Here is a 16,075-nt window from a genome sequence, read left to right as displayed (position 1 = left end):
TTGCTGGGGACGGGACGGGGGGTGTGCGCAGCCGCAGCGGGCTCGCCTGGGGACAACCCGGCGCGCTTGCCCGCGAGGCTTGCGGCTATCACCGTGCGGCCCTCGTCAACGCCACGCCCGCCAACTCCGACCGCCCTGCTCCACAACGCCGCGCCGCGCACACCCGGCGACACGCAGACCCACCTGCCCGCGACTGCCCGCCGCGCCGGCGGGCGTCGGGGCGGCGGGCGTCGGCGCGACTGCCCGCCGCGCCGACGCCCGCGGACACGATCGCCGCCGAGGCACACCCCGGGTGCTCAACCACTCCACCCCCACACAGCCTTCGCGTATCGCGCCTTCGTCTCGCGTCTTCGCGTGCTCGTCGTTGCCTGCCCAGCCGACCCGCTTCCGGCCCCGTGACCTGCTCCCCCCGCACCCTCCCGCTGCCAACCACGGATCCCTCGCCCGCATCCCCCACCCGATTCGCCTTTTCCGCACCGCACTTCCGGAAATCCCGTGAAACCGCCCGCGGGGCGGCTTGCGGGGCCCTAGGCTGACTCGCGAGGGAGCTGTGTCCGGGTGGGGGAGCACCGGGACGCGGCTCACGACCGCGCCTCGGCACTGCTCACGCCGGGGCCGAGAGACGCTGGGGTCTCATGGTGGGGGCGGAATTATCCGTGCGCCGCGACCGGGGTGTCGTCCGCACGGGACCGAGGACGGCCGCGGCTCTGCGGCCGGCCCCGGACGCACCGTCGGCGGCGGGCCGTTGAACGCCCGCGGAGCACTCCTGCCCGCGCAAAGCCCGCCGGGCCGGAGTCCGGCCGCCGCGCCATCTCGTCACGCCCCCGTGTCTCCGGATCCCGCCGAGCCGTCGCCGAAGCCGGCGCCGAACCACCGCACCGTGACGATCCGCAGGGGGCACCAGCACGTGAGTGAGCACAGCGAGTCGACCGCACCGGCATCATCCCGCCGCGAGCCCGCCCGATGAGCCCCGCGATCGGCGGCGACGGCGTCCGCGCCACGCTCAAGCGCGGACTCGCCGCCGTGGCGGGCAGCCGACCCGCCGCCGGGACCACCGCACTCATCTACCACCGGGTCGGCGGCGGCACCCGCGACGAACTGGACCTGCCCACCGACCGGTTCGTCGAGCAGCTCGACGCGCTCGCCGACCTGCACCCGGGCACCGTCGTCCCGCTCGACACCGCGCTCGACCGCCTCGACGGCCACGACCGCACGCCCTCCGTCGTCCTCACGTTCGACGACGGGTTCGCCGACGTGTACGACAACGCCTGGCCGCACCTGCGCGACCGCAAGATCCCCTTCACTCTGTACCTCGCCACGGGCATGGTCGGCGGCGAAATGCGCTGGGAAGGCTCCACCGGTACCAGTGCCGGCGCCGCCGCGCTCACCTGGAAGCAGCTCGCCGAGATGCACGCGAGCGGCCTGCTCACCGTGGGCAACCACACGCGGTCGCACGCCCGGCCCGAACACCTGACCGAAGCCGAACTCGACGCCGCCTCCGACGACATCGACGACCGGCTGGGCATACGCCCCGACCACTTCGCCTACACCTGGGGCGTCCCCGTCCCGGCCATGGAGCACCAGCTCCGCCGCCGCTTCCGCAGCGCCGCCACCGGACTCCTCGGCCGCAACCTGCCCGGCACCGACCGCATACGCCTGCACCGCGTCCCGGTACGCCGCACCGACCCCGCCGCCTTCTTCCGCGCGAAGCTCAGCGGCGACCTCGGACCCGAACGCGCGTACGCCCGCGTCGTCACCCTCGGCAAACGGGCAGGTGCCCGTGCCTGACACCGCCCGCCCGGCGCCGGCTGCGCCCGGCATCCTGCCGCCCGGGCTGCTCCTCCCGGCCGGCCCGGGAGGCCGCCCGCTGCGCGTCGCGCACCTCACCACCGTCGACATGAGCCTCGCGCTGCTGCTCCGCACCGAGCTGCAGGTCGACGTGGCCGCCGGGTTCGAGGTGTTCGGGCTGAGCGCGGGCGGCCCGTACGTCCCCGAGGTCGAAGCCCTGGGCGTCACCCACGTCCCGCTCGACGCGCTCACCCGATCGTGGGATCTCGCCCGCGACGCCGCCGCGGCCCGCGAACTCGCCGCCCGGCTGCGCGACCTGGACCTCGACGTCCTGCACACGCACAACCCCAAGACCGGCGTCCTCGGCCGCCTCATCGGCCGCGCGGTCGGCATCCCGGTCGTCGTCAACACCTGCCACGGCCTGTGGATCCGCCCCGGCGACCCGTGGCCGCGCAAGGCGTTCGTGCTCGGCGCGGAGAGCGTCGCGGCCCGGGCCTCGCACGCCGAGCTGTACCAGAACGCCACCGACCACCGGACCCTCGCCCGCGCGGTGCCCTCCTGGCGCTCCCGCGTCGTCGGCAACGGCACCGACCTCTCGCGCTTCCGCCCCGACCCGGACGCCCGCGCCCGGATCCGCAAGGAACTCGGGGTCGAGGACGGCGAACTGCTGGTCGGCGGCGTGGGACGACGTGTCGCGGAGAAGGGCATCGCGGAGTACCAGGAAGCCGTGGGGGAGCTGGTACGCCAGGGGCAAACCGGCGCCCGCTTCGTCTGGATCGGCCCCGAGGACCCCGACAAGCCCGACGCCTACAACGACGCCGACTCGCACGTCGAATACCTCGGCGGCCGCTCGGACATGCCCGACGTCTACGCGGCCCTCGACCTGTTCGTCCTGCCCTCCCACCGCGAAGGCTTCTCGCGCTCCGCGATGGAGGCCGCCGCGAGCGGCGTGCCGATGGTGCTGACCGACATCCGCGGCTGCCGCGAGATCGGCACGCACGACGAGCACCTGCTGCTCGTCCCGCCCGGCGACCCCGCGGCCCTCGCCCAGGCGATGGGTCGCATGCTCGGCGACCCCGCGCTGCGGGCCCGGCTCGCCGCACAAGGACGCGCCCGCGCGCTCGCCGAGTTCGACCAGCGGCGCGTCGCCGCCACCTCGATCGACACGTACCGGGCCGTCGCCCGCCGCAAGGGCCTCCGCTGGGAGACCCGCACCGTTTCCACCAGCCATCCGCAGAAGCACGACAGGGGAGGGGGCACGGCATGATGCGCAGGGTCTTCGACGTCGCGGTCGCCGCGCTGACGCTGTTGCTGCTCGGCCCGGCGATGCTCGTGATCGCCGTCCTGATCCGCGTCACCATGGGCGGACCCGTCCTCTTCCGCCAGACCCGCAGCGGTCTGCACGGGCGTGACTTCCGGATTCTCAAGTTCCGCACGATGCGCCATCCGCGCTATCCCGACGAGCCGGACGCCGACCGGGTCAGCAAAGTCGGGCAGATCCTGCGCACCACGAGCATGGACGAACTCCCGCAGCTGATCAACGTCCTGCTCGGCGACATGGCGGTCATCGGCCCGCGCCCCACGCTGCCCGAACAGGTCGCGCACTACACGCCCCGGCAACGCGGCCGCCTCGACGTGCGCCCCGGACTGACCGGCTGGGCGCAGGTCCAGGGCCGCAACGCGCTCAGCTGGCCGGCGCGGATCGAGTACGACCTGTACTACGTGCGCAACCGCAGCTACCGGCTCGACCTGCGGATCCTGTTCCGCACCGTCGGCGTCCTGCTCAAGCCGCAGGGCATCACCGGCGCGGGCGGAGTGAACCCCGGCTTCCCCATCCCGGTGCAGATCCCGGCGCAGGCCGAACGCCACGCGGCGGCGCAGCGGGTACGGCACGAGCCGATCCCGGCCGAAGAAGCGTCGTAAGTCGTCACATCTGGGCGCCGACCACCGCGGGGCCGCGCACCGGCCCCGCGGCAGGTCAGCGAATCCCCTTCTCCAGCACCGGGTCCGGTACCGCCGTCCCCACGCCCAGCACCACGCCCAGCGCGATCAGCACCCCGCCGAACTCGGCCACGTAGTCCATCGACGCCTGCACGGCGAACGCGGTCAGTGTCACTGCCCCGACAGCCACGATCGCCGGATCCTGCCGCGACCGCCACAGCCGCACGAAGGCCCACCCCACCAGCGCCACCATCGCCGCCAGCCCCGGATACCCCTGCTCGGCCGCCTGCCGCAGCCACAGCGAATGCGCCGCCTGGGTATCGGAATCCGCCCGCGCCGTCGGGCTGTTGGCGACGAACGTGCCCGGCCCGGTGCCGCGCACCGGATTGGCCGCCGCCAGCGTGAGTGCGTCGTGCCACACGTCCAACCGCCGCTGCGTCAGGCCCTCCTCGGCCGTCAGCCGCACCCCGGACATGTGCTGCACCTTGTCGCCGCCCAAATACACGGTACCCAAGGCCATCGCCGCCACGCACACCGCACCCGCGACCACCAGCGTGCCGCGCCTCCGCGCCGCCGTTGCCGTCAGGCCGATCACCAGGATCACCACCCCGCCCAGCGCCGCCGCCACCGACTTCGTCGCGAACGCACCCAGCACCAACAGCCCGGCCAGCAGATGCATTTCGCCGCGCCGCCGCTCGTTGGGCGCGGCCAGAGCAGCCAAGCACGCGGCACCCACGGCCTGCGTGGCCAAGGCGCCGTTGGCGTTGCCGTAACCGAGCGGCTCGGCCAACGCATGGCCCGACAGCGCATCCGGCGACATCAGGAACACCACCGCGACCGCGCCCGCCACGGCCGCACACGCGCCGTAGGCCGACCGCTCGCCCGCGATACGCCCCACCGCGTAGGCCGCCGCCACCGTCAGCAACCCGAGCAGGAAGTTCTCCGGACTCGACGGCCGTCCCGCCGCGGCGACCAGCGTCCACACGCCGACCGCGGCCACCGTGACGGCGCCGAGCAAATCCAGCCGCGAAAGGGAGAAGTTCCCCGTGTCAAGCCGCACTGTCACTCCCAGCAGCCCCGCACGTGCCGCGCGGTACCGCCTCAGTCGTCGCCGTACGCCGGGCCACCGGAGCCACGCTCCGGCGCGGTCGCGGGTCATCGCCCGCATCCCCGCCCGCCGCACGGCAGGATGAGCGCATGTCGTTCCCCAGCGCCGGATCCGGCGCCGTCGATCCCCGCCACCTCGCCGGCGCCCCGGGAGCGGGCCCGCTGTACATCGCGGGAGCGGGCGGCGTCGGCCGCGAAGCCCTCGACGCAGCGATTGCCGCGGGCGTGCCCGTCGAAGCGTTCCTCGACGACGCCGCCGCGGGCGGCAAGGTCCGCGGACTGCCGGTCCTGCGGCCCGACGAAGCGCCCCGGGGGAGCAGCTACCTGATCGGCATCGCCAATCCCGAGGTACGCCTCCGCCTCGCCGCCTTCCTGGACGAGCAAGGCCTGCTCCCCGTCACGCTGATCCACCCGCGCGCCGTCGTCGCCCCCGACACGCGCATCGCCGAAGGCTGCCTCGTGCTCGCCAACGCCCACGTGTCGAGCAGCATCACGATCGGCCCGCACAGCCAGGTGCATTACAACGCCACCGTCGGGCACGACGCGGTCCTCGACGCCCGCGCGACCGTCTATCCGGGCGCGAACGTGTCCGGCAACGTGCACCTCCGCGCCGGGACGACGGTCGGCAGCAACGCCGTGGTCCTGCAGGGCCGCACGGTCGGCGAAGGAGCATTCGTCGGCGCCGGCGCGGTGGTCACCCGCGATGTCGCGCCCGGCACCGTCGTGGTCGGCTCCCCGGCCCGGCCGCTGCCCGGCTGAGCGCCGCCGCCCGGTCGCGACCCGATGCCCGGCTGAGCCCTGCCGCCCGGCTGAGCCCGTCTGCCCGGCTGAGTGCGTCTGCCCGGCTAAGCCCGTCTGCACGGCCGAGCCCGCCTTAGGACGCTTGCCGCGAACGGAACCAGGCCACCGTCTCGGCGAGACCGTCTCTCAGCTCCACGGCGGGCGCCTCCGGGAACAGCCGGCGCAGCTCCGAGCTGTCCGCCTGCGAATCGCGCACGTCGCCCGCGCGCGGCGCCACGTGCGTGACGTCGACGGGATGCCCGAGCACGTCCTCCAGCAGCGCGATCAGCGCGTTGAGTGATGTCCGGGTACCCAGCGCCAGGTTGACCGGGCCGTCGTTCGTCACCCGGCGCAGCACCGCGTCCGCCAACACCCCGCACACCGTGGCGACGTTGGTGAAATCGCGGGTCTGCTCGCCGTCGCCGTGCACGGTCAGCGGGCGCCCGGCGAGCGCGGCGTCGACGAACCGCGGGATCACCGCGGCGTACGCGTGATCGGCGGGCTGCAGCGGCCCGAAGACGTTGAAGAACCGGAACGGCAGCACCGGCAGGTCGTAGCAGTGCCCGTAGGCCAGCAGGTACGACTCGGTGGCCAATTTGCTGACCGCGTACGGGCTCAGCGGCATCGTCCGCAGGTCCTCGCGCTTCGGCAGCACCGGGTTCCCGCCGTAGACCGACGACGAAGACGCGGCCACCACATGGGCGTTGCCGGCCCGGCGTGCGGCCTCCAGCACCATCAGCGTGCCCGTCGCGTTCGCGTGGTGGCTGGCCAGCGGGTCCTCGACCGAACGCGGCACCGACGGCAGTGCCCCCAAGTGCACGATCGCGGACGCGCTGTCGCACGCCTTGTCCATCAACTCCACGTCGAGGAAAGTACCGACGTGCACCGTGGCGTCGACCCCGGCCAGGTTGGCGAGCGATCCCGTGGACAGGTCGTCCACCACCACGACCTCGTCGATTTCCGGCGCGGCCACCAGCACCCGGGCGAGGTTCGATCCGATGAATCCGGCGCCACCGGTGATCACGACTTTCATGCAGCCCCCCAGCGCATTGTTGCGACCGGCGACCTTGCGCCCCCACGACGTCGGCCGGTCCGGTGCACGCATGCTACCCAGCGGTCCGCGGTGCCGGGGGAAGGTCGGCCAACCCGGCGACAAAGCGACCGCAATTCCGGTCCCTGACAAACCCCGTCGACCAACCGGTCCGCCGCCTCTCCGCGTGCCGATCATGCCCGGACGCTTGTGCGAAAAGCCCACACCCTTACGGGGTAATGGCTCTGGCAAGAGCCCCGAAACCCCCACAGCGGGGAGTTTCTTGCGCAACACTGTGCCCAGGCATCTGCCGGCGACGCTCACCCCCGACGGAATAGGGACCCGCGGGGGACGCCGGCAGGCGGCCCGGTGCGCTGTTCCAGGGGAGAGGAACCGCCCGGGTCCTATGGGGTAGGGGTCGCCATCATGCATTCCGCGGCAACACGCCGTCTCACACCGCACATTCCGGGGAAACCGCCCGGATCCACCCGGATGCGACGGCGGAAACATGCCGTATCACCGGTCTATCTGGCGCTGTTCGGGCTGCTCGCCGCCATGGCGTTCGTGCTGCCCTCGGCTTCGCGCGCCGGCGCCGGGCCGTGCGACGCGCCGATCGTCAACCCGATCGTGTGCGAGAACAGCAAAACCGGAACAGCCCGCGGCACATGGGACGTTACGGGTTCCGGATCGTCGTCGATCCAGGGCTACGCCACCGAGATCAGCGTCAACGTCGGCGAGACCGTGCACTTCAAGGTCGACACGCCCGCCACCGCCTACCGGCTCGACATCTACCGGCTCGGCTACTACGGCGGCAACGGCGCCCGCAAGATCACCAGCGTGACCCCGTCCGCGGCGCTTCCGCAGAACCAGCCCGGCTGCAACACGGACAACTCCACGACCGGCCTCGTCGACTGCGGCAACTGGGCCGAGTCGGCTTCCTGGGCGGTGCCGTCGGACGCCGTATCCGGCTACTACATCGCCAAGTTGGTGCGCACCGACGGAACCACCGGCGCCAGCCACATCGCGTTCGTCGTCCGCAACGACGCCTCCACGTCGAAGATGTTCATGCAGGCCTCGGACTCCACGTGGCAGGCCTACAACGCCTACGGCGGCAACGACCTGTACGTCGGGCAGCCCGCGGGCCGCGCCTACAAGGTGAGCTACAACCGGCCGTTCACCACGCGCAGCGACAACCCCGAGGACTGGCTGTTCAACGCCGAGTACCCGATGCTCCGCTTCCTGGAGCGCAACGGGTACGACGTCTCGTACACCACCAACGTGGACTCCGCACGCCGCGGCCAACTCATCAAGAACCACCAGGTCTTCCTGTCCGTCGGCCACGACGAGTACTGGTCCGCCGAACAGCGCACCAACGTCGAGGCGGCCCGCGACGCCGGCGTCAACCTCGCGTTCTTCTCCGGCAACGAGCTGTTCTGGAAGACGCGTTGGGAGAACGGCGGGATGAACGCCGAAGGCGCGCCCTACCGCACGCTGACGACGTACAAGGAAACGCACGACGACGCCAAGACCGACCCGATCGGCCCGAACGTCTGGACCGGCACCTGGCGCGACCCGCGGTTCTCCCCGCCCGCCGACGGCGGCCGCCCCGAGAACTCGCTGAGCGGCCAGCAGTTCCTGGCCAACTGCTGCACGACCGATCTGACGGTCAACGCGGCCGACGGCAAGATGCGGCTCTGGCGCAACACCCGCGCCGCGACCCTTGCCGCGGGCGCCACGACCACCCTCGGCAGCGGCCTGCTCGGCTACGAATGGGACGTCGACACCGAGAACGCCGTCCGCCCCGCGGGCCTGATCCGGCTGTCCACCACCACGCAGTCCGGCCAGATGCTGCAGGACAACGGCTCGAGCTACGCCGACGGCTCCGCCACCCACCACCTGGTCATGTACCGGGCGGCGGGCGGCGCACTCGTCTTCGGCGCCGGCACCATCCAGTACGCGTGGGGCCTCGACAACACCCGCACCACCGGAACCGGCAGCGTGGACACGGCCGTTCAGCAGGCCACACTCAACCTGTTCGCGGACATGGGCGTCCAGCCCGGCACCCTGATGACCGGCATGACCGCGCCCACCGCGTCCACCGACACCACCCCGCCCACCTCGACCATCACCACACCGGTCGCCGGGCAGGGCGTCCAGGTCAACCAGGCGTTCACGGTGACCGGCACGGCGAGCGACGTCGGCGGCCAGGTCGCGGGCGTCGAGGTGTCCGTCGACGGCGGCGCCACATGGCACCCGGCCAACGGCCGCACCTCGTGGACCTACACGTTCACGCCGACCACCAACGGGCCCCTCACCATCAAGTCCCGGGCCACCGACGACAGCGTGCGCACCGAGACGCCCGGCGCCGGCGTGAACGTCACCGTCGCCACCAACGTCCCGCCGCCCCCCGTCACCTGCCCGTGCACCATCTGGCCGGACGGCACCACCCCGGCCGGCGGGCCCGACCCCGAATCCACCACGGTCGAACTCGGCGTCAAGTTCAAGCCCGACCGGGACGGCTACATCACCGGCGTCCGCTACTACAAGTTCGCCGAGAACACCGGCACCCACGTCGGCCACCTATGGTCCTCGTCCGGCACCAAGATCGCCGAGGCCACCTTCACCAGCGAATCCACCAGCGGCTGGCAACAGGTCAACTTCTCCACGCCCGTCGCGGTAACCGCCAACACCACCTACATCGCCTCCTACCTCGCCCCCAACGGCCGGTACGCGGGCGACGAGAACTACTTCGCCAACGCCTACACCCGGGCCCCGCTCACCGCGCTCGCGAGCGGCTCGTCCGGCGGCAACGGCGTCTACCGCAGCGGCGGCGGCTTCCCGAACGCGACCTGGAACTCCGCGAACTTCTGGGTCGACGTGGTCTTCACGACCAACTCCACACCGCCGCCCGTCGGGCCCGCGGTCACCGGCAAGACCCCCGCCGCCGGAGCCACCGGCGTCGCCACCGGCACCACCGTGACCGCCACCTTCGACAAGGACGTCCAACCCGCGACCATCGCGTGGAACGTCACGAAGCCCGACAACACCGCGGTCACCGGCACCGCGACCTACGACAGCGCCACCAAGACCGCGACGTTCACCCCGAGCGCCGCGCTCACCGCCGGCACCGCCTACACCGCCAAGGTCAGCGGCGCCAAGGACACCAACGGCACCGCCATGAACGCCGTGACCTGGACGTTCACCACGGCCGGCAGCACCCCGCCGCCGACCTGCGCGCCGTGCACCATCTGGCCCGCGACCACCGTGCCGGGAACACCCGCCGACCCCGAAGCCATACCGATCGAAGTCGGCGTCAAGTTCCGCACCGACGTCAACGGCAGCATCACCGGCATCCGCTTCTACAAGGGCACCGGCAACTCGGGCACCCACGTGGCCCACCTCTGGTCGGCCACCGGCACCCTGCTGGCCACCGCGACGTTCAGCGGCGAAACCGCCACCGGGTGGCAGCAAGTCACCTTCGCCACCCCGGTGCCGGTCACCGCGGGCACCACCTACGTCGCGTCGTACTACGCGCCCGGCGGCCACTACGCCTCCGACGACAGCGGGCTCGCCAACCAGGCCGGCACCGGCCCGGTCAAGGCCCTCGCGGACGGAGCCGACGGCGGCAACGGCGTCTTCAAGGCGGCCTCCGGCGGCGGATTCCCGACCGACACCTGGAGCGCCAGCAACTACTGGGTGGACGTGACGTTCACGAGCTGACCGGGCTCGCCACGGGTCCCGCGGACCCGGCTCGTACGCCACCGGGCGGGGTGCCTCACACGAGGCACCCCGCCTTCATCCCATGTCGAACTTCCATGCGAGGAGAACCTCACTCATGGCACGCCGCCACGCGCCGCCACACCGGCGATCCCTGCGATCGCCCATCGCCTTCCTGACCGGGCTCCACCCGAGACTTGCCTTCCTGCCCGGGCTCCGCCCGCCAACCCGCCGCCGCAAGACCGCCGCGCTCTCCACCGTGACCACCGCCCTGGCGGCCGTGGCCGCCCTCGTCTTCACGCTCTTCTCGCCGCTCACCGCACAAGCGGCGCCGTGCAGCCCCTGCTCGCTGTTCGGCACCACCAACCCCGGGATCGGACCGGACTCCGAAGCCATCTCCGTGGAGCTGGGCGTCCGCTTCGTCCCCAAGACCAACGGCACCGTCACCGGCGTCAAGTTCTGGAAAGACGCCGCCAACACCGGCATCCACAAGGGCTACCTGTGGGACGCCGGCACCGGCAGCAAGCTCGCCGAGGTCACCTTCGGCAGCGAATCCACGTCCGGCTGGCAGCAGGCGCTGTTCTCCGCCCCGGTCAACGTGACCACGGGCAGCACCTACATCGCCTCCTACCTGGCCCCCAACGGCCGCTACACGGCCACCACCGGGTTCTTCAACACCGCCTTCGACAGCGAGCAGCTCACCGCGCCCGCCACCGGCGCCCAGGGCAACGGCGTCTACCAGGCGGGCTCCGGCGGCGGCGTCATGCCCAACAACACCTGGAACGGCAGCAACTACTGGGTCGACCCGATCTTCCAGCCGGGTGTCGACGCCACCGCGCCGACCGTCACCGCGACGAACCCGGCGAACAACGCCACCGCCGTGCCGATCAACTCCAGCATCGGCGCGACGTTCAGCGAAGCGGTCCAGGCCGCCACCGTCACGTGGAGCGTCAAGAAGGCCGACAACACCGCGGTCACCGGCACCCCGACCTACGACACCGGCACCCGCACCGCGACCTTCACACCGAGTGCGAACCTCGCCCTGTCGACCGCCTACACCGCGACCGTCAGCGGCGCCAAGGACACCGCGGGCAACACCATGGCCCCGGTCACATGGACCTTCACCACCGCCGCGACCCCTCCCTCAACCACCACGTTCAGCATCTTCACCGGCAACGAAGCCGTCGCCACCCCGGACAACGACAACTCGCCGAACGAACTCGGCGTCCGCTTCCGGCCCACGCAGAACGGCTTCATCCGGGCGGTCAAGTTCTACAAGAGCAACGCCAACACCGGCCCGTTCACGGTCAGCCTCTGGAACACCGCCGGAACGCGCATGTCCGGCGTCGACAACGTCACCAACCTCAGCGGCTCCGGGTGGAAGACCGTCACCCTGCCCAACCCGGTCGCGGTCACGGCCAACACCGACTACATCGCCTCATATCACACGATGAGCGGCAACTACGCCTACGCGAACGGGTTCTTCTCCGGCCAGTCCGCCGGCAACGCCAAGATCACCGCACCCGCGAGCACCGGTAGCGCACCCAACGGCGTCTACAAGTACTCCAGCAGCACCGCGTACCCGACCGACACGTTCGACGACAGCAACTACTGGGTCGACGTCCTGTTCGACACCGACGGCACCGACACCACGCCGCCGACCGTCACCGCACAGCAGCCCACGCCCAACGCGACCGGCGTCCCGATCGCGATGCAGCCGAGCGTCACCTTCAACGAGCCGGTGAAACCGACCTCGGTCACCTTCACCCTCAAGCAAGGCAGCACCTCGGTCCCGGCGACCGTCCAGTTCGACGACCCCAACCAGCCCACCCAGGCCGTCATCCAGCCGAGCGCCGCGCTCGCCTACTCGACGACCTACACCGTCACCCTCGGCGCCTTCCAGGACCTCGCGGGCAACACCACCTCCGGCACCACGTGGACCTTCACCACCGGCGCCGCACCGCCCCCTGCCCCCTGCTCGTCGCCGAACACCGGCCCGATCCTGGTGGTCACGGCCAACGCCAACCCGTACGCCTGCTACTACAGCGAAATCCTGCGCGCCGAAGGCCTCAACGCCTTCACCACCAAGGACATCGGCGCCGTCGACGCCACCGAACTGGCCAAATACACCACGGTCATCCTCGGCGACCTCGACCCGAACCCCGCCCTCGTCACCGCCCTGACCACCTGGGTCAACAACGGCGGCAACCTCGTCACGATGCGGCCGCGCGCCACGCTGTCCGCCCTCACCGGCCTCAGCGGCACCACCGGCGTGCTCAGCGACGCCTACCTGAAGATCCAGGACACCACCGGCCCCGGCGCCGGCATCTACGCCGACACCGCCCTGCAGTACCACGGCGGCGCCGACCAGTGGACGCCCGCGCCCGGCACCACCGTCGTCGCCGAACTCTTCAAGCGCAACGGCGCCGCCGACCCGGCCGGCATCGGCAAGCCCGCGGTCACCCAGCGCACGGTCGGCAGCGGCACCGTGACCGCCTTCGCCTACGACCTCGCCCGCTCGGTCGCCACGACCCGGCAGGGCAACCCGGCCCAGGCAGGCCAGGAACACGACACCCTGACCGACAACCTGCGCTCGACCGACATGTTCTACCGGGACTGGGTCGACCTGAACCGCGTCCAGATCCCGCAGGCCGACGAACAGCAGCGGCTCCTCGCCAACGCGATCGAACTCGTCAACCGCGAGAAGGCCCCCGTGCCCCGCTTCTGGTACTTCCAGGGCAAAGCCGGGTCCGCGACGCCGGACCTCAACCCCGTCGTGCTCGTCTCCACCGGCGACCACCACAACTCGCCGCAGACCGGCATCACCTACCGCGTCACCAAGTACAACGCGAACAGCGACCCGGCCTGCGCCAACGCCGCCACCGCACCCCAGTACGTGAAGGACTGGCGCTGCATGCGCGGCACCTTCTACATCTGGGACGCCTCCGGCGACGCCACCTCGTCCGCGGTCAACAACTGGAAGGGCCAGGGCTACGAAGTCGGCCGCCACATCGCCGAGAACGGCGGCTGTATCGGCGTCAACCCCGGCTCCTCGCAGTCCGTCATCACCTCGACGCTGACCAACGACTTCCAGGCCAGCCTCGACGACTTCCAGAACGGCTACGGCTACCTGCCGACCACCAGCCGAACCCACTGCATGACGTGGCCGGACTACAGCACGAACGCCACCGTAGAGTCCTCGTTCGGCATCCGCCTCGACACCAACTACTACTACCTGCCCGGCTCGTGGACGAACTCGTACGGCTCGCCCATGATGCAGAACGCACCCGGCTACTACACCGGCTCCGGCATGCCGATGCGCTTCACCGACGTCAACGGCAGCATGATCGACGTCTACCAGGCGACGACCCAGCTCCACGACGAGTTCTGCCAGACCTACCCGACGCAGTTCAACACCATGGTCGACGGCGCCCAAGGCCCACAGGGCTTCTACGCCGCGATCACCCTCAACAACCACCTCGACGCGCGCCTCGCCAACACCAACGGCGGCTGCGACACCGTCGACCAGACCGCCATCCAGGACGCCGTCATCGCCGCGGCCAAGGCCAAGAACGTCCCGGTCATCACCGCAAAGCAGCTCCTGGACTGGACCGACGGCCGCAACCAGTCGTCGATCGCCAACCTGACCCGCTCCGGCAACAACGTCACCTTCACGGTCAACGCCAACGCCGCCGCCGCGAACCTCATGACGATGCTCCCCACCGCGGGCGCAGGAGGCACCACCCTCACCGGCCTCACCAAGGCCGGCGTCCCGGTCGCCTTCAGCAAGAAGACCGTCAAGGGCATCGAGTACGCGGTCTTCGCCGGCACCACCGGCGCCTACACCGCCACGTACGCCGCACCCGGCGCCGCCCCGCTGCAGGCCACCACCCTGCTGAAGACGACCGCGCCGCAGCAGCCCGCCGCCGCCCCGGCACCGGGCACCGCACCACAGGTGAGCACCCTCACCGCCACACCCAAGCCGGACGGCACCGCGGCCTTCTCGTGGACCACCGACACCGGCTCCACCACCGAGGTCGCGCTCGGCACCAAGCCCGACGCCCTGGCCCCGGCCCGGGTGATCGGCGAGAACGCCGGCACCCACCAGGTCACCGTCGGCGGACTCAAGCCCGACACCACCTACTACTACCGGGTCACCTCCGTCGACGCCGGAGGCCGCCGCACCATCGCGCCGGACCCGGCACAGAAGCCCGCGCAGTTCACCACGCCCAAGGCCGACAAGAAGGCCCCGAAGATCACCGACCAGGGCGCCCTGCCGTGGCCGGACGGCAGCGCCGTCCTCACCTGGAAGACCGACAAGCCCGCCACCTCCAAGGTGCTCGTCGGCCAAGGCCCCAACGCCATGACCGTCGCCGCCGACGACAGCGAGCCGACCACCACCCACAAGGTGACGATCAACGGACTCGTCCCCGGCCAGTCCTACGCCTTCAAGCTCGTCTCCAAGGACGCCGCGGGCAACGAGACCACCTGGTCCGGCAAGAAAGCCGACACCGCCCGCTTCGACATGCCGAAGTACGGCGTCAGCGAACACACCGGACCGACCTTCGCCACCGGCACCCGGGACGGCGGCACCGTCGTCGACGACACCGCGGGCGCGCTCACCCTGGGCAGCCAGGCCGCCCAGGACTTCGCCGACGGCACCGGATCCGGCCCGTGGGGCCAGGTCCCGATCTCGCCGAACGGCAAGACCAAGGTCACCGACGGAGCCCTCACCCTGGACGGCAGCGCGGCCGGCTCCGGCCTCGCACCGACCTCGAACCGCCGCCTCGACTTCGACGCGGTCTTCGACGGCCCCGCCGCCCAGAACGCCGGCTGGGGCGAACCCGTCGCCGGACCCGCCGCCACCTTCGAATGGCGCGACGGCGCCCTGCACGCCCTCGTCGTCGAACCCGGCAACAAGAACCGCCAGGACAAGAAGATCGACGGCACCTGGAACGGCGCCCCGCACCGCTACAGCATCGTGCGGGACGGCGCCACCGTCCGGTTCCTCGTCGACGCCCAACAGGTCGCCGAGGTGAAGGCCAAGCTCCCGCCGATGCAGGTCGGCGCCCGCGACACCGCCACCGACCGGATCCCGCTGCGCATCAAGCAGGTGAAGGACGGCGACCGCAAGACCGCCGGCAGCTACACGTCGCAGGTCCTCGACGCCACCAAGATGGTGAAGTGGATCCAGGCGAGCTGGCAGGCCGACCTCCCCAAGGGCACGTCCCTCAAGGTGTCGGTCCGCACCGGCAGCACCACCGCACCGGACGCCACCTGGACGCCGTGGCACGAAGTCGCGGCCGACGGCCCGATCGGCGGCGCGTCCCGGTACCTGCAGTACAAGGTCGAACTGGCCGGCACCGCCGACGCCGTCCCGACCCTGTACGGCATCGCGTTCACCAACGACGCGACCCCGGCCGCCGAGCCGGACGCCATCGCGCACCGCATGAGCGAGGCGCCGGAACCCGCCAAGAAGTAGGCGAACCAGCACGATTCACCCCCTCGGGCCCGCTCCTCGGAGCGGGCCCGAGGCCGTTTCAAACCTCCGCGGGGCCCGGATTTTGTGCTGCGCCCCGACCCGTGTAATGTTCTCGGAGTCGGCAGCGAGCCGAACAAAACGAAGAAGCGAAACGCCCGGAGAGACCGGTGAAAGGGTCTCAAAGGAAGCGTCCGTTCCTTGAGAACTCAACAGCGTGCCAAAAGTCAACG

The 16,075-nt window shown here is 71.3% G+C and carries 8 protein-coding genes; 6 read left to right on the top strand and 2 right to left on the bottom strand.

Annotation, left to right across the window (positions count from 1 at the left end; genetic code table 11):
- The first annotated feature begins 963 nt into the window (after nt 1–963).
- Genes ACPA54_RS35735 through ACPA54_RS35725 form a run of 3 tightly spaced genes read left to right on the top strand, consistent with a single transcriptional unit; the run spans nt 964 to nt 3,711 of the window.
- Entirely contained in the window at nt 964–1,788 is an 825-nt protein-coding gene (locus tag ACPA54_RS35735) for a polysaccharide deacetylase family protein (protein WP_423536231.1), read from the top strand.
- Entirely contained in the window at nt 1,781–3,055 is a 1,275-nt protein-coding gene (locus tag ACPA54_RS35730; protein ID WP_423536229.1) for a glycosyltransferase, read from the top strand. Before ACPA54_RS35735 ends, ACPA54_RS35730 begins: the two co-directional genes overlap by 8 nt.
- Nucleotides 3,052–3,711, top strand: a complete 660-nt coding sequence (locus ACPA54_RS35725; protein ID WP_345674953.1) for a sugar transferase — start codon at nt 3,052–3,054, stop codon at nt 3,709–3,711. Before ACPA54_RS35730 ends, ACPA54_RS35725 begins: the two co-directional genes overlap by 4 nt.
- A 55-nt stretch (nt 3,712–3,766) precedes the next feature.
- Here ACPA54_RS35725 and ACPA54_RS35720 read toward each other — a convergent pair whose 3' ends face one another.
- The gene (locus tag ACPA54_RS35720) at nt 3,767–4,789 is read right to left on the bottom strand and encodes an O-antigen ligase family protein (RefSeq protein WP_423536227.1); all 1,023 of its coding nucleotides are present in this window, start codon (nt 4,787–4,789) and stop codon (nt 3,767–3,769) included.
- A gap of 137 nt (nt 4,790–4,926) precedes the next feature.
- Here ACPA54_RS35720 and ACPA54_RS35715 point away from each other — a divergent pair, with 137 nt between their 5' ends.
- Nucleotides 4,927–5,595, top strand: coding sequence for an acetyltransferase (locus ACPA54_RS35715; protein ID WP_423536226.1), 669 nt, complete (start codon nt 4,927–4,929; stop codon nt 5,593–5,595).
- A gap of 115 nt (nt 5,596–5,710) precedes the next feature.
- Here the strand turns inward: ACPA54_RS35715 and ACPA54_RS35710 are convergent, their stop codons facing one another.
- On the bottom strand, nt 5,711–6,649 hold the full coding sequence (locus ACPA54_RS35710) for an NAD-dependent epimerase/dehydratase family protein (RefSeq protein WP_423536224.1): 939 nt from the start codon (nt 6,647–6,649) through the stop codon (nt 5,711–5,713).
- A 489-nt stretch (nt 6,650–7,138) separates the two neighbouring features.
- On the opposite strand from ACPA54_RS35710, the gene ACPA54_RS35705 reads away from it, so the two are divergent.
- Nucleotides 7,139–10,366 (top strand): DUF4082 domain-containing protein, encoded by a 3,228-nt coding sequence (locus ACPA54_RS35705; RefSeq protein WP_423536222.1) that lies wholly within the window; start codon nt 7,139–7,141, stop codon nt 10,364–10,366.
- Between the two features lie 115 nt (nt 10,367–10,481).
- Nucleotides 10,482–15,845 (top strand): DUF4082 domain-containing protein, encoded by a 5,364-nt coding sequence (locus ACPA54_RS35700; protein ID WP_423536221.1) that lies wholly within the window; start codon nt 10,482–10,484, stop codon nt 15,843–15,845.
- Nucleotides 15,846–16,075 lie beyond the last annotated feature (230 nt).

The organism is Uniformispora flossi (genome assembly GCF_049534875.1).
GTDB classification, from domain to species: Bacteria; Actinomycetota; Actinomycetes; order Streptomycetales; family Streptomycetaceae; genus Yinghuangia; species Yinghuangia aomiensis.
This window is presented reverse-complemented; position numbering and strand designations above follow the sequence as displayed.

What these genes read in the sequence shown, in the direction of transcription:
- ACPA54_RS35735 (WP_423536231.1), top strand. Translation starts at nt 964, where the DNA reads ATGAGCCCCGCGATCGGCGGCGACGGCGTCCGCGCCACGCTCAAGCGC.
- ACPA54_RS35725 (WP_345674953.1), top strand. Translation starts at nt 3,052, where the DNA reads ATGATGCGCAGGGTCTTCGACGTCGCGGTCGCCGCGCTGACGCTGTTG.
- ACPA54_RS35715 (WP_423536226.1), top strand. Translation starts at nt 4,927, where the DNA reads ATGTCGTTCCCCAGCGCCGGATCCGGCGCCGTCGATCCCCGCCACCTC.
- ACPA54_RS35710 (WP_423536224.1), bottom strand. Translation starts at nt 6,649, where the DNA reads ATGAAAGTCGTGATCACCGGTGGCGCCGGATTCATCGGATCGAACCTC.
- ACPA54_RS35705 (WP_423536222.1), top strand. Translation starts at nt 7,139, where the DNA reads ATGCGACGGCGGAAACATGCCGTATCACCGGTCTATCTGGCGCTGTTC.
- ACPA54_RS35700 (WP_423536221.1), top strand. Translation starts at nt 10,482, where the DNA reads ATGGCACGCCGCCACGCGCCGCCACACCGGCGATCCCTGCGATCGCCC.